Annotated in this window: 13 protein-coding genes; all 13 read left to right on the top strand. The window is 44.3% G+C overall.

Features of this window, described 5'->3' with window-relative positions:
* The first annotated feature begins 86 nt into the window (after positions 1–86).
* The 13 genes from HNR44_RS07300 (at position 87) to ruvA (ending at position 15115) form a co-directional block, all read left to right on the top strand.
* On the top strand, positions 87–833 hold the full coding sequence (locus HNR44_RS07300; protein WP_184403400.1) for a LiaF domain-containing protein: 747 nt from the start codon (positions 87–89) through the stop codon (positions 831–833).
* A gap of 117 nt (positions 834–950) precedes the next feature.
* Positions 951–3119: a transglycosylase domain-containing protein gene (locus tag HNR44_RS07295; RefSeq protein WP_184403399.1), complete on the top strand. Its 2169-nt coding sequence runs from the start codon at positions 951–953 to the stop codon at positions 3117–3119.
* 117 nt (positions 3120–3236) lie between these two features.
* Positions 3237–4091 (top strand): MBL fold metallo-hydrolase, encoded by an 855-nt coding sequence (locus HNR44_RS07290; RefSeq protein ID WP_184403398.1) that lies wholly within the window; start codon positions 3237–3239, stop codon positions 4089–4091.
* A gap of 974 nt (positions 4092–5065) precedes the next feature.
* The gene (gene hemE, locus HNR44_RS07285) at positions 5066–6106 is read left to right on the top strand and encodes a uroporphyrinogen decarboxylase (protein WP_184403397.1); all 1041 of its coding nucleotides are present in this window, start codon (positions 5066–5068) and stop codon (positions 6104–6106) included.
* A 14-nt stretch (positions 6107–6120) separates the two neighbouring features.
* Positions 6121–7053 (top strand): ferrochelatase, encoded by a 933-nt coding sequence (hemH, locus tag HNR44_RS07280; protein WP_184403396.1) that lies wholly within the window; start codon positions 6121–6123, stop codon positions 7051–7053.
* The gene (gene hemY, locus HNR44_RS07275; protein WP_184403395.1) at positions 7050–8438 is read left to right on the top strand and encodes a protoporphyrinogen oxidase; all 1389 of its coding nucleotides are present in this window, start codon (positions 7050–7052) and stop codon (positions 8436–8438) included. Before hemH ends, hemY begins: the two co-directional genes overlap by 4 nt.
* Positions 8439–8718: 280 nt before the next feature.
* Entirely contained in the window at positions 8719–9999 is a 1281-nt protein-coding gene (obgE, locus tag HNR44_RS07270; RefSeq protein ID WP_184403394.1) for a GTPase ObgE, read from the top strand.
* Between the two features lie 33 nt (positions 10000–10032).
* On the top strand, positions 10033–10509 hold the full coding sequence (locus HNR44_RS07265) for an ACT domain-containing protein (protein ID WP_184403393.1): 477 nt from the start codon (positions 10033–10035) through the stop codon (positions 10507–10509).
* Between the two features lie 97 nt (positions 10510–10606).
* On the top strand, positions 10607–11479 hold the full coding sequence (pheA, locus tag HNR44_RS07260) for a prephenate dehydratase (protein WP_184403392.1): 873 nt from the start codon (positions 10607–10609) through the stop codon (positions 11477–11479).
* Between the two features lie 116 nt (positions 11480–11595).
* On the top strand, positions 11596–12657 hold the full coding sequence (gene safA / locus HNR44_RS07255; RefSeq protein WP_184403391.1) for a SafA/ExsA family spore coat assembly protein: 1062 nt from the start codon (positions 11596–11598) through the stop codon (positions 12655–12657).
* A 57-nt stretch (positions 12658–12714) separates the two neighbouring features.
* Positions 12715–13527: a YhcN/YlaJ family sporulation lipoprotein gene (locus tag HNR44_RS07250; protein WP_184403390.1), complete on the top strand. Its 813-nt coding sequence runs from the start codon at positions 12715–12717 to the stop codon at positions 13525–13527.
* Positions 13528–13645: 118 nt separating this feature from the next.
* Positions 13646–14383, top strand: coding sequence for a YebC/PmpR family DNA-binding transcriptional regulator (locus HNR44_RS07245; RefSeq protein ID WP_184403389.1), 738 nt, complete (start codon positions 13646–13648; stop codon positions 14381–14383).
* Between the two features lie 129 nt (positions 14384–14512).
* Positions 14513–15115 carry a Holliday junction branch migration protein RuvA gene (gene ruvA, locus HNR44_RS07240; RefSeq protein WP_343069401.1) on the top strand — a complete coding sequence of 201 codons (603 nt, stop codon included), beginning with the start codon at positions 14513–14515 and terminating at the stop codon, positions 15113–15115.
* Positions 15116–15118: the final 3 nt, after the last annotated feature.

The raw sequence follows: 15118 nt of genomic DNA, 5'->3' as shown, positions 1-15118 counted from the left end.
AAATTGTCACAGAAAAATAGATCCGAAACCATTTTACACATGATCACGTATAAAGTAAAAGTAAGGATAGACGAGGAGGAGCGTGTATGGAACGCCGAGGTTTATCTATTTCTTCCCTGACTTTCATTATTCTAGGACTTATTTTTCAAGCAATCTTTGCTGGGAGCACCAGTGCTTTTGGATTTATCGTGCCATTCATTTTCGCGGTCGTTGCCGCATTTTTTGTTGTGAATGCCCATGAAGGCGGCGCTTACTTATTTATGTTACTGTCCGCAGGCGTAATGGTTGGGTATTGGACTACCATAGCGACATGGATTTTTCTGATTGTGATCCCTGTATTATTTTTACTAATTATAAAGATGAAGCAGCCAGTGGAGGAAATTGATGTGGACAGGGATTTCCCTGCGCAAAAGGTATATTCAGAAGGGTCATCAGATCCCCGCATCATTTTGCCGCGGAGTAAATGGGTCATCTTAAATGATTACAAAATTAAAAAACAGGCATTTTCCGTTGGTGATGAGCTTGAGTTAAACGTCATCCTTGGCAGTGCAAAGATTGATTTGGAGCGTGCGCTTATGGATGGGGAACTCATGGATCTTTCGCTGATGAATGTGCTTGGTGATACGACAATTAAGTTGCCGGAAAAGTGGTCGGCAACAGTGGAAATGAACACCCTTTTAGGAAGTGTGAAAGCGCTCGGTCATCAAGAAGACGGAATTATCCAGCGGTCAACAATTGATGTCGGTCATCCCGCAAGTTCTTTCGGACACTTTAACATCAAAATTAATAGCGTATTGGGCGACGTTAAGGTTGTTCAGAAACGGCGAAAATGATACCAGTTTGCGTCACTTTCTCATGAATCTTTTACAAATCTTCCATCAGCTTACATGTTTTTACGCCAACTTATATATTATAATAGGGAGCGTAGTCGAATAATGTGGAGGATACGAATGAAACGATTCAACAAAGGTTTCTATCTAACCATCGTTGCTATTCTATCGATGTTGGTCATTGCCGTCGGCAGCTACGCAGCAGTGCTCGTTGCCGGAAGTTTATTAGTGGATGAATCTAAGCTTGATTTTCCCGAGACGACGACATTAGTCGATGAAGAGGGCGAAGAGCTCGGGCGTTTATATATAGAAGATCGTGAATATGTTTCAATTAAGGAAGTGCCAGAGGAAGTACAACAGGCTTTTATCTCCGTTGAAGACCATCGTTTTTACGACCATCAGGGGGTTGACTTCTGGGCCATTGGCCGCGCACTTTATCGCGATATTCTCGCAGGTGCCAAGGTTGAAGGGGGAAGTACGATCACCCAACAGCTTGCGAAAAATGTCTTTTTAGAACAGGATCAGACGTGGCTGCGCAAGACGAAAGAAGTGCTGATCAGTATGAATCTGGAGCGCAGATTCAGTAAGGAAACAATACTGGAAATGTACTTAAATCAAATTTATTTTGGACATGGAACTTATGGGATTTCTCGTGCCGCTGAAACCTATTTTGATAAACCGGTGAGTGAATTAACGACAGCTGAAGGTGCTTTGCTCGCAGCGATTCCGAAGGCTCCATATCAATATTCCCCTGCTTCCGATGTAGAAAATGCAGAGATTAGACGAAATACAGTTCTTGCGCTCATGGAACAGCATGGGTATATTGATGAAAATGAGCAGCAAGCAGCCGAAGGGGAAGCGATCACGACTGACATTTACGAAAAGCCCGGGATGAATGAATCGCTGTATACGTATGTGGATATGGTGGTTGAGGAAGGGCGTGAACGTTTTGAGCTTAGTGAGAATGAATTGTTTACTGGCGGATATACGATCCAGCTTCCCATAAATTCCGAGATGCAGGAAGCGTCCTTTGAGGCCATGCAAAGCCAGGAAAATTTCCCGGGTGATAATGAGAATGTTCAAGGGTCTTTTGTGCTATTGGATAACAGCACTGGTGCGGTGAAAGCCATTCATGGCGGCAGGGATTACGTTCGAAAGGGGCTGAATCGTTCGCTTGTTCCGAGAGCACCGGGTTCTGCTTTTAAACCCATATCGGTATTTGCACCAGCGCTTGCTTCTGGTGATTACAAGCCTTATTCCTTACTAAAGGATGAAGAAATGGTCTATGAAGATTATGACGATTACAGTCCCGAAAATCTAAGTGGAGAGTATAGCGGCTCCATGACGATGCGGGATGCGCTTGTAAATTCAACCAATGCGCCTGCGGTATGGCTGCTCGACCAAATGGGCGTAGGGACTGGGAAACAGTGGGCAGAACAGGCAGTATCTTCCTTTGATGACAGTGACAGTGGTTTATCAATGGCTTTAGGCGGGCTTTCTGAAGGTGTTTCGCCGTTAGAAATGGCCGAGGCGTATACCACTTTTGCCAATGAAGGCGTAAAATCTGAACCTTACTTTATCTCAAAGATAGAGAGTACTGACGGCAGGGAGCTGTACGTCCATGAAGAGAATCAAGAAAAGTTGTTAGAAGAGCAGGAGGCTTGGTACATGACCCGTATGCTTGAAGACGTTGTCGATGAAGGGACAGGTCAAGCTGGCGATACCGACCATGCGCTTGCAGGTAAAACAGGAACGACTGGTTTTGAACAAGTTGAAGGTGGAAACCGAGATGCCTGGTTTGTCGGATATACACCGCAATATACAGGGGCTCTCTGGATGGGTCATGATCAAACCACTGAAGAGGATTATTTAGAAGGTGGGAGCTCCTATCCGACGAGTATGTTTAAAGATATCTTAAACACGGCGAACGTAGATCAGGAAGCAATTGCTTTTCAAAAACCAGAAGGGGTTGAAGATTTAGAGCCGCCAGTGCAATTAGCGACAGTTGATGACCTTTCAGCGGGGCTAACGCTTCAAGGTGAAGGGTTTATAAATGTGGAACTTAATTGGACAGAAGCTGATGATGAGCGCCTCGTATACAACGTCTATGAAGTGAATGGTGACGAAGCTAATAAAATTGACGAAGTAGAGGGAGAAGGATCGTACACCGTGACTGGGGCTAACATGTTTTCTCTTAATGATTATATGGTTGTGCCTCTTAACCCTCAAACCGGACAGGAAGGAGAGCCTTCGAACATCGCTGATGTGGAAATGATGTCATGGTTTTAATATACTATGCGAAAAGCCCCTGGACTCCCATTGAAGTCTGGGGGCTTTTTCCGATTACATAATTTCAACGGGATTAGAAAGAATAAAACTGATCATATAAAGCGAGGAGTTGGGCTTATGAAAGAACAAGAACAAGAACAAGAGAATCATGGACCCAATGGACTCATACTCCCGATGACATCTAAAAATAACGGCGTAATTGAACAGGTGACGACCGATGTTCACTGCTTAACGATTCAGATTGTAAACGTATGTATGATCGGGGATGTTACGCGCAATTGGGTATTAATAGACACTGGTATGCCAAAGTGTAGAGATGATTTAATTGGTTCACTAGAAAAGGAATTCAATGAGGTTCAACCGCCGCAAGCGATCATCCTTACGCATGGGCATTTTGATCATGTAGGGGCAGTAGCGGAATTGGCTGATGAATGGCAGGTTCCGGTTTTTGCTCATTCCTTAGAGATTCCTTATTTAACGGGGGAAAAAGATTATCCTGAACCAGACCCTGGTGTGGAAGGCGGACTTGTGGCCAAGGTTTCCAGGTCATTCCCAAATGAATCGATTCAACTGGGCGACGCCGTGCAAGAATTGCCTGAGAACGGAGGGGTGCCATTCTTAAGTGAATGGACATGGGTGCATACCCCTGGGCATGCACCTGGTCATATATCTCTTTTTAGAGAAAGAGATCGTCTCTTGATTTCAGGGGATGCTGTCATCACTGTAAAACAAGACGAACTTTACAAGGTGCTCACGCAAACACAAGAAGTCCAAGGCCCACCCCGATATTTTACTACAGACTGGGAAGAAGCAAAAAAATCCGCTGAAAAGCTTAATCATTTAAGCCCAGAAATGCTAATTCCCGGTCATGGTATGCCGATGTTTGGCAAGGAACTGAAGGATGGCCTGCAAACACTCGTTCAGGAATTTGATACAATAGCGATGCCGGATCAGGGGGAGTATCTTCAATGATCCTGAGTGAGATGACTTGGATTTTAGAGTCATTTTTAAAACGAAAATTACATTCACAGTCAATTCCTTCGAAATTTGACTTGTGAAATGATAACAGCTCCTTGTTCTTCATAGTTACAGCGATCGTTGAACTGTTGGTGCCAGCATGATTAAAGTTCTTTTTACTTATTCACTGTGATGAAACTCGTTTGGCTATTCTGGGTCACTTGTTTCCGAGTTAGTGCTGAAGGAGGTAAGGCTCGTCGGACAGGGGTTCAACATTTCAGCGGTTGCCTCTATCCTGCAGCGATGATACCTTCCCATGATGGCTTTGTGGGATTTTTCGATAGTAACGGTCTTCTTATTGATCGTTTTAGGTTGACTCTTCACTTTCTGAAGCTAATTGGATTCCTTCATTCGTGAGAGCCGGTATTCCCCTTTTCACATCTTCTCCGGTACGGGTCGCTCGTTCATCTGTGCTGAGATGGTCGAAGCGCTTCCCAATCGATAATGATTCGCTTCGCCCTTACGTTCGGGATATTGTGAAAAACGAGAATCAAACCATCCGTTTTGCATTCTAATTCGAAGATTTCCCTTCTAGATACAATTACATGAAAGGGATTTATTCATTTTGCTTTGTTAATGTTCAAAGCCTTCATTGAAATATATTTCTTCTGAAACATATGGGGAATATTCTCCTATACATGTCACCCAAGAAAACACAGAGGGCACAGAGGCCGGTAGATAAATGGGAAGGCCAAAAGTTATAAAATAAATGGGCGATGGTCATTGGTTTTCTACGATTTTATGAACGATCGGACAACCGAAATAGTGATACAAGACATTCGCTCTTCTTTATGGTAAAAAGGGGGAGGAATATTTTTTACCCTTGTTGATTTGCCTATGCAATTGGACATGCTAATATAAACTCTGTACATAAGAATGATTGTTTAAATCGGTAAGATGAGTTATTTATTTAGGGTTTACCTGAAAGGATGTTTACGTTGACGACATTTAACAATCGCTTACTTCGAGCAGCACGGGGGGAAGGGGGACGTGAGAAACCTGTATGGTATATGAGGCAGGCCGGACGTTCTCAGCCTGAGTATCGCGCGTTAAAAGAGAAGTACTCCCTTTTTGAGATCACTCACGACCCGGAGCTATGTGCTTATGTGACGAGGTTACCGGTGGAACAATATAATAACGATGCGGCGATTTTGTACAAGGATATTATGACGCCATTGCCGCCGCTTGGCGTGGATGTTGAAATCAAACCAGGCATCGGCCCAGTGATTGACCAGCCTTTTCGAACCTTAAAAGACGTTGAACAGTTGGGGGAACTTCAACCTAATGATCATGTGGCTCATGTTCTCGACACGATTCGGTTGTTGCGCACACAGTTGAGTGTGCCCTTAATATCTTTTGCGGGGGCACCATTCACATTGGCCAGTTATATGGTGGAAGGCGGTCCCTCGAAAAATTACGAGAATACGAAAGCAATGATGTATGGAGACCAAAAAACGTGGATGACCTTGATGGACAGATTGGCGGATATGACGATTAGTTATACGAAAGCGCAGATTGCCGCCGGTTCACAAGCGATTCAGATTTTCGATTCCTGGGTAGGGGCATTGAATGCATCCGATTATCGGGTATTTGTAAAGCCGGCGATGAAAAAGATCTTTTCAGCCCTCCGAGACGAGGGTGTACCATTAATTATGTTTGGTGTTGGTGCCCGCCATCTCCTCTTGGAGTGGGATGATCTTGATCTCGATGTCATTGGATTGGACTGGCGGACCTCTGTAACCGAGGCCCGTGAACTTGGAATTACGAAAGCATTGCAGGGAAATCTTGACCCAGCCATTCTGCATGCACCCTGGGATGTTATTGAAGCTCGGACGAAGCAGATTCTTGATGAGACAAAAGATGACCCGGCCTTTATTTTTAATTTGGGACATGGAGTCACCCCTAGTATTCAACCTGAGACCTTGAAACGATTAACCGCCTTCGTCCACGAATACTCTGCCACGAATTAAGGAGGAATACCGACATGGCTAAAACAAAAATGGGGTTATTAGTGATGGCCTATGGAACGCCGCGAAGTTTAGATGAGGTTGAACCTTACTATACACACATTCGCCATGGCCGTAAGCCCAGTCAAGAAGCCTTGGATGATTTAATCGGCCGTTATAAGGCTATTGGCGGAATTTCACCGCTTGCACGTATTACCGAAGAACAGAAGCAGGCTCTGGAAGATCAGTTGAATGAACGCGCCGTGGATATAGAGTTCAAAGCATATCTTGGCCTCAAACATATCGACCCTTTTATTGAGGATGCTGTGGAGCAAATGAAAGCCGATGGTATCGAAGAGGCGGTGTCAATCGTTTTAGCGCCTCATTATTCAACTTTTAGTGTAAAATCTTATAATGGGCGTGCAATTGAAAAATCTGAAGAAATCGATGGACCAACGATCTATGCTGTAGACAGTTGGTATCGGGAGCCGAAGTTTTTACAGTTTTGGAGCGATCAATTGAAGGAGATATTTTCACATCATAGCCAAGAGGACTCAGTGGTGATTTTTTCTGCCCATAGCTTACCGGAAAAAATTCTCGTCGATAACGATCCATATGTTGAACAGCTCGAGGAAACGGCAAAGCTCATTGCGGAAGCGGCTGACGTGGAAAATTATGAGACTGGCTGGCAGAGTGAAGGGAATACAGCAGATAAATGGCTCGGACCTGACGTCCAGGATTTAACACGCGCGCTTTATGAGAAACATGGCTATGAAACCTTTATTTATTGCCCTGTTGGATTCGTTTCGGATCATCTCGAAGTATTATATGACAATGACATTGAATGTAAAGATGTCACCGATGATCTTGGTGTTAACTATGAACGCCCGGAAATGCCCAATACCCAACCATTATTTATTCAAGGGTTGGCTGACGCGATTTTTAAACAATTAGAGATGGATCGGACATGAAAGTTGCGATTATCGGGGGAGGAATTACTGGGCTATCAGCTTTTCATGAACTTGAAAAACAACGGGCAGTGAACGGGATGAATATAGAGGCTGAACTCTTTGAAGCAGATTCAAAACTCGGTGGTAAAATTGAAACCTTGCATCGTGAGGGATTCACCATTGAACGTGGTCCGGATTCGTTTCTAGCCCGAAAGCCTGAAATGCTTTCTCTCGCTCAGGAATTAGGGTTGGAAGATCAATTGGTAAAAAATGAAACTGGAAAAGCCTTTATCGTGAATAACGGGGATTTTCATCCCATCCCTGAAGGCTCTGTAATGGGGATTCCTACTAGAGTAAGGCCTTTTCTCCGCTCCTCGCTCCTTTCAAATTCGGGGAAATTACGGGCTTCTGCAGACCTATGGTTGCCTGACAAACGAACAGAAGGAAACGATGAATCTCTTGGTCTTTTTTTTCGTAAACGGTTTGGAGACGAACTCGTTGATCGGGTTCTCGAACCTCTTTTATCCGGGATGTATGCCGGTGAGATGAATGAGTTGAGCCTAGAGTCGACCTTTCCGCAATTTAGCTATATGGGCAAAAAGCATCGCAGTTTGATTCTTGGTTCCAGGTCAATGGCCAAACAGCGAAAACAATCAGCCGGCACCGGACAAAAATCAGGCCTTTTTCGTACGTTTAAGGGTGGGCTGTCTGTCATTGTCGATGAATTAGAAAAAAAAGCGCGAGAAGGTTCGATTCATAAACAGAAACAGCTTCTTGAATTGACTCCACTTGAAAACGGATATAACCTACAATTTGCAGATGGAACAAACAAAGAAGCCGACCGTGTGATACTCACCATGCCCCATGAGATTACAGCAAACGTCCTCCCTTCCTTTTCAGCACGTGAAGAGATGAAGTCGCTGCCTGGCGCATCCATTGCTACAGTGGCCATTGCGTTAAAATCCTCTGCCCTTGCGGATCGTATCGAAGGGACGGGTTTTCTTATTCCTAAAGGAAATGATGCTGTCTTAAAAGCTGTGACACTTGTGCATAAAAAATGGCCAAACATGGTTCCAGAAGGGCATGCACTTTTACGCTGTTTTGTTGGGCGTCCGGGAAATGACGATATTGTCTCCAAAAGTGATGAAGAAATTGTAGGACAAACTCTTAGGGATGTAAGGTCTTTTTTGGAGATTCGAGAAGAACCCCTCTTTACAAATGTAACCCGATGGCAAAATGCAATGCCGAAGTATACCGTTGGCCATCAAACACGGGTCGCTGATTGGGAATCTGCCCTTTCCAAAGAATACCCAGGGGTGTATATAGCGGGGGCCTTTTATAAAGGGATCGGGCTTCCGGATTGCGTCCGACAAGGCCAGGAAGTCGCAGTTAAAGCCCTTCAATGAAGACGCTTGTCAAACGGGGGCAGGCGTCTTTCCACTGTAATCGTTCGTGTAAGCTAACATGCTTGATGACAAATGGATGGCGAGCGGTGGTGTATTTCATTTTATGATTTCCAGCATGTCGTTCGATTCCACTTAAATTCGGAAATCGAGCGAAGATTCAGCGATTTACACTTGCGTCAGTCGTGAGAGGTTCAATTCTTTAATATGTGGTACAATAAAGAGATGTAATAGCCTGCGAATATTGAGTTTGATGTGTATGCTGATTGAGGGGTGTAAATAGATGTTTATCGATTATGTGAATATATTTGTGAAATCAGGAGACGGCGGCAATGGCATGGTTGCCTATCGCCGGGAAAAATTTGTCCCTGACGGAGGTCCTGCCGGTGGGGATGGTGGAAAAGGCGGCGACGTTATTTTTCGAGTTGATGAAGGTACACGGACGCTCATGGATTTTCGCTATCAACATCATTTTAGAGCCAAGCATGGAGAAAACGGCCGGCCGAAGGGGCAGCATGGAAAAGGTGCAGACCCTTTGATTGTTACTGTCCCTCCAGGTACGGTGATTAAAGATAAAAAAAGCGGAAAAGTGATTGCAGATTTAGTTGAACATAAAGAAGAAAAGCTCCTGGCCAAAGGCGGGCGGGGTGGCCGCGGGAATAAACGCTTTGCCACACCTGCAAATCCGGCACCAGAACATGCGGAAAATGGGGAGCCGGGAGTCGAATTGGAGGTTACCCTAGAGCTGAAATTGCTGGCAGATGTAGGGATCATCGGTTTCCCAAGTGTCGGGAAGTCAACATTTTTATCTGTAGCAACAGCGGCCAAGCCTAAAATCGCTGATTATCCATTTACAACCATTGATCCAAATTTAGGTGTCGTTGCCTCTGAAGACGGCAGGAGCTTCGTTATGGCTGATTTACCGGGAATCATTGAAGGAGCTCATGAAGGAGTCGGTCTGGGTCATCGATTTCTCCGTCACATTGAACGGACACGTATACTCGTTCATATGCTGGATGTATCGGGGATGAGTGGACGTGATCCTTATGAGGACTACGTAACGATTAATCGTGAATTGGAAAAGTATAACGAAGCGTTAAAAGATCGGCCACAGCTTATCGTCGCAAATAAGATTGATATGCCGGGCAGCGAGGAGCTCATACAAAAATTAGAAACCAATATTGGTGAACGTATTGAACGTGTATCCACCCACACCAAGCAAGGGTTGGATTCGTTAATCCGAAACGTGGCCGATCGCTTAGATGAAGCTCCAGAACCAGAGCCAATAACCGAAGATATAGATGAAGATGAATCTCGAGCTGTGTATCGGTATGAAAAAGAAAAGGAATTTGAAATTACAAGAGATGACGACGGCGCATTCGTTTTATATGGTGAACCACTAGAAAGACGCGTACGAATGCTTGATTTGAGCCGCCGAGAATCAGCGGAAAGGTTTTCACGCACTTTACGTAAAATGGGGGTTGATGCTGCTTTGCGGGAGCGCGGCGCTAAAGACGGAGATACCATCCGATTACTCGGTATTGAATTCGAATTTATGGAGTAAGGAATGTAAGACTTCGTAAGTGGGGTGGTATAGTTGACAGATCAAGTCGATCATTTTTTTCTCGTGCGTGAAGATATGCTAACAGAAGCGATGCAAAAAACGTTAGACGCCAAACGTCTATTAGATAACGGAACTGTAACGACGGTCGGTGATGCGGTTCAGGAAGTTGGGCTTAGCCGCAGTGCTTTTTATAAATACAAAGATGCGATCTTGCCGTTTCATACGATGATTCAGGCACAAATCATTACTCTTTCCATTCATCTAATAGATAAATCCGGCGCTTTGTCGGAGCTATTAAGGGTGGTTGCTGATACGCAGTCAAATGTTCTCACGATTAATCAAACCATTCCTTTACAGGGAAGAGCGAACGTCACGCTCACCGTTGATACTACAATGGTGAACGTAGAAGTACAAAAACTCATGCGAAGAATTAAAGAGATGCAAGCTGTAGAGAAAGTAGAACTGATCGGATCAGGAACAGGGTCCGCAAAAAATAAAGATGAGCTATAGAGGATAGAAGTCTGAGAAACCTCAGGCTTGAAACTGCTACTCGGCTCCTTTTTTCCTCCTTTATGAACACATATTTATAGCGAAAGAGTGACGAACGATGAAAAAAGTTGCCTACTTAGGCCCAAAAGGGACCTTCACTGAGCTAGCCGCTGTTACATTTTTAAATGAATCCACGCGGATCCCCTATAAAGATATTCCAAGTTGTTTGCAAGCCCTCGACAATCAAGAAGTTGATGGCGCCATTGTCCCATTGGAAAATGCGATTGAAGGATCGGTTAATATTACACTCGATTACCTTGTACACAAGCATAATCTTCCGATTGTGGCAGAGTTAGCAATTCCGATTGCCCAGCATTTGCTCGTCCATGAGGATAATGCCTCTGATCTGCAAGCATTGGAGGCTGTGTATTCGCACCCTCAAGCTATTGCGCAATGCCATGAATACTTAATGGAACAGTTTTCAGAAGCACAGTGGGTATATGCGACATCAACCGCACAAGCGGCAAAGGAAGTATCGGAAGACCCAAGCCTAAAGCGTGGCGTTATAGCGAACGAATTAGCGGCTCAAAAATATGGGTTACAAATCGTGGCTGAGAACATCCATGACTTTCCTAACAATCATACTCGTTTTGTTTTGCTTTCTTCTAAGGAAGAACGATTTGAACTTGAACAGTCAAGACAAGAAAAAACCACGATCGTTGTGACGCTGCCATCTGATTATCCTGGAGCTCTTCATCAGGTGTTGTCAGCGTTTTCCTGGCGTAAACTTAACCTGTCAAAGATTGAATCAAGGCCGATGAAAACGGGAATTGGTCATTACTTCTTCATCATCGATATTGACCATGCGTATGATAAAGTATTATTGCCTGGTGCTTTAGAAGAAATGAAGGCGATCGGTTGTAAAACTCGTGTGCTCGGTACTTACCCTTCAGCGGTGATTTATGAAGAACAAAAGGAATACACAGTATAATGTAACCCCATTCCTCTTCACATGAATACTTGCCAGTTTCGGCGCATATCTTGTATTGGATGCAATACGGTTAGCGGATAATGGTAAAACCATGTGTACAGGAGGGATGGGTAAACATGAAAATTCATATTGTTCAAAAAGGCGATACCTTATGGAACCTTTCCAAAAAATATGATGTTGATTTCGAGGAATTAAAAGCGACAAACTCCCATTTAGCAGACCCGGAAATGATTATGCCGGGAATGAAAATCAAAATTCCAGCCAAAAAAGAAAGCGTGAAAAAAGAAATCAAAAAGGAAGGTCCAAAAGAAACCAAAGAAGTTCCGAAGAAAGAAAAACCTGAATATAAGCCCGCAGAGCCGCCGAAGCCGAAGAAGGAAATGCCTGAAAAACCGAAAGAATCGCAAAAACCAAAAAAAGAACATACAATAAAACCTCCTCCGAAGCAGATGCCGGTAATGGAAGTACCGAAGAAACCCGAGGTTCCAGAAAAACCGAAACCGCCTAAAAAAAAGGAATATAAGAAAGAAATACCGGAAAAACCGAAAAAAGAAAAAATGGAGCTCCCGCCGAAAATTCAAAAACCTGCACCGGAAAAGTATGAGGAAAAGAAAGAGAAGCCAAAGGAAAAGGAAATAGAAAAACCGGTATATAAGAAAAAACCAATGGAAAAACCTAAACTACAAAAACCATGTCCAAAGTGTGGAAACAAGAATTTTGATAAGCAGCCACAGCATTCACCATACACACCGCAGCAACCATGTTCGCAATCCATGCCGCCGCAGCTCATGCAGTATTGTATGGTTCCAGTTTATCCACAACCGTACAATGGAATGCCATCGCCGCAAGGGTATCCTATGAACGATCCTGCTCAGCAAGGCTATTATCAGGAAGGGTATGACCAATTTTTCCATTCCCAGGGGTACGGCGGCGGATTAAGGCAAACGGGTATGGAAGAACAATTTATACCGGTACAATACCCAATGCCAACATATCCATCATATGCTGCTCCAGCTCCACCGCCAATGGCAGCGCCTATGACGGATCCCTACAGCTTTTATCCGCCGGTTCCTTATTATGAACCAGCGACGGAGGAACATTCTTATTATCGGCCATCAAGACCCCGAAATCACAGCGAAGGTCAAAGTAAGCAAACTGGTGACCCTTCCTCTAAATGACAGGTGTAACAATCCCCTTTTCTTCACAACTTAAAGTGTGAAGGGGGGATTTAATTTATGAAGAAGATGGCACTATCAGTGACCGCTTTTTCAATTATTACAGCAGGTTTAGCAGGTTGTGGAACAGCAGACGATAATGCTGCTGGACCCAACGGTGGAAATACAGGGATGAATCAAGTAGATAACCAACAACAAGCAGCTTGGGACAATGAGCGTGGGGATCGTGGTGAAGGTCCGATTACAGACATGTTTACTGTCGATGACCGGACAGATCGTGGCAACCAAGTGAACCAGCAGGGTCAAGGTGATGGAACGCGTAACCTGAACGATGGTCAAGGATCTTTTTATTATAACAACCCGCGTGATGTCGCAGACGGAAATATGTATACCGATCAAGAGCGTGATGCAAATTTCCAACGCGGTGATCGTTATGAAACAGGCAATGCAGGTAACAATGGTAATGCTGGCATGCAAAACGATCACGGTCAACTGAATGCAAACAACCAAAACGACGATAATGAAGCTCAGGAGCTAGCTAGCAAGATTGAAGAAGAGGTCAATGATATGGATAACGTAGACAACAGTCACGTTGTTGTTGATGATCAGCATGTTGTTGTCGGTATTCAAACGAATGGTGACGATACTGACGATACGATCCAGCACATTGAACAAGAAATTGAAGATGAGATGGATGCTGATAAAGAAGTATTCGTCACAGATGATGAAGATAACTTTGAAGAGCTAGGGAACATCCAAAACGATTTGGCTGAGGGAACCGGCAATGCTTTAGAAGAAACAGAACAAACGCTCACCGATATGATTGAAGACTTGGGAGATGCTGCCCAACGTCCATTCGAACGTAGTCGATAGCAAAAAAGGGGCCAATAAAGGCCTCTTTTTTGTGATGGTGGAAAGACCTTAACTATCCAAAATTCTGGAGAATTATGATTTGACATGATATATTTACATACTGGAGGTGACAGTTTTTATGGCAGGTCATTCAAAATGGCATAACATAAAACGCCGCAAAGAAGCTCAGGATTCTAAGCGCGCGAAAATATTTACAAAAATATCTAAAGAAATTTTTGCTGCTGTTCGAGAAAGCGGCGATGATCCGGCTTCGAATCTTCGCCTGCGTTTAGCCATACAAAAGGCGAAGGCAGCAAATATTCCCTCTGATAATATAGAACGAACCATCAAAAGGGCGAGCGGTGACACTGACGGGGTGAGTTATGAGGAAATGAGTTACGAAGGCTATGGCCCCGGTGGCGTTGCCGTATTCGTAAAAGCTCTAACCGATAACCGTAATCGTACAGCTGCGGATATTCGTTATATTTTTTCCAGAAACGGCGGTAATCTTGGGGAAGATGGCTGTGTTTCTTTTCTATTTACAGATAAAGGACTCATTGTTTTGGAAAAGAACAAGTTACATGAAGATGATGAGGAAGCAGTCATGCTAGAAGCCATCGACGCAGGGGCTGACGATGTTCAATCAGAACAGGAGTATTATCTGATTTGGACCTCGCCGGTTGAGTTGGAAGAAGTTAGAAGCGAACTCGAAAAGGGCGGTTACCCGATTGATTCAAGTGAACAGACGATGATACCGAGCACAACCTCAGCAGTCGAAGGTGAAGATGCAAATAAGGTGGAAAGACTTATTGACATGCTCGAAGACAACGATGATGTCCAGGATGTCTACCACAATGGGGAGATCCAAGCAGGGTAAGTGGGTGAGAGTCCCCCCGCAGATCGACCCGGCTCCAAGCAATAACAATTCCTCCAAACAAATGATCGTATACCCCCCGTTGCATATGTTAAAATGGAGGAAAGGTTTTTTGAAAGAGGGGAAATATGTGTGATTGAGAGGTTAAGGGGTCAAGTCGTTTACAGGGATCATGAGTCGATAACACTGGATGTAAACGGGGTTGGTTATTTAATTTATTGTGCCAATCCGTTTATTTATGATACGAATGAGGCAAAAGAAACAGTTGTATACACGTATCAGCATGTCCGCGAAGATGTCCTTCGGCTATACGGTTTCGCGACGCGGGAGGAACGGGAGCTTTTTACACGCCTTCTGCAGGTGGCAGGTATCGGTCCTAAAGGGGGGCTTGCCATACTTGCTGAAGGGAATGCAGCCGTTGTCGTGCAGGCTATCGAGGAAGAAGATGAATCAGTATTGGTGAAATTTCCGGGAATCGGAAAGAAGACGGCGCGGCAGATGATCCTCGATTTGAAAGGCAAGCTCGATGTGATGGTTTCAAATGAATCTGAAGTGATTCCATCACAACCATTGTCACTGGAGAAGCAGGGGGCACTGCAGGAAGCGATGGAAGCTTTGCGGGCTCTCGGTTACGGTGAAAAAGAAATTGGAAAATGCGAGAAAGAATTAAAGCACGAAGAACTTGAGGCTGATGAGTATGTCAGACGTGCATTACGTTTGATGGTTGAGCGTTAAGGA

This window comes from Geomicrobium halophilum (assembly GCF_014207655.1).
In the GTDB taxonomy this organism is placed as follows: domain Bacteria; phylum Bacillota; class Bacilli; order Bacillales; family Marinococcaceae; genus Geomicrobium; species Geomicrobium halophilum.
This window is presented reverse-complemented; position numbering and strand designations above follow the sequence as displayed.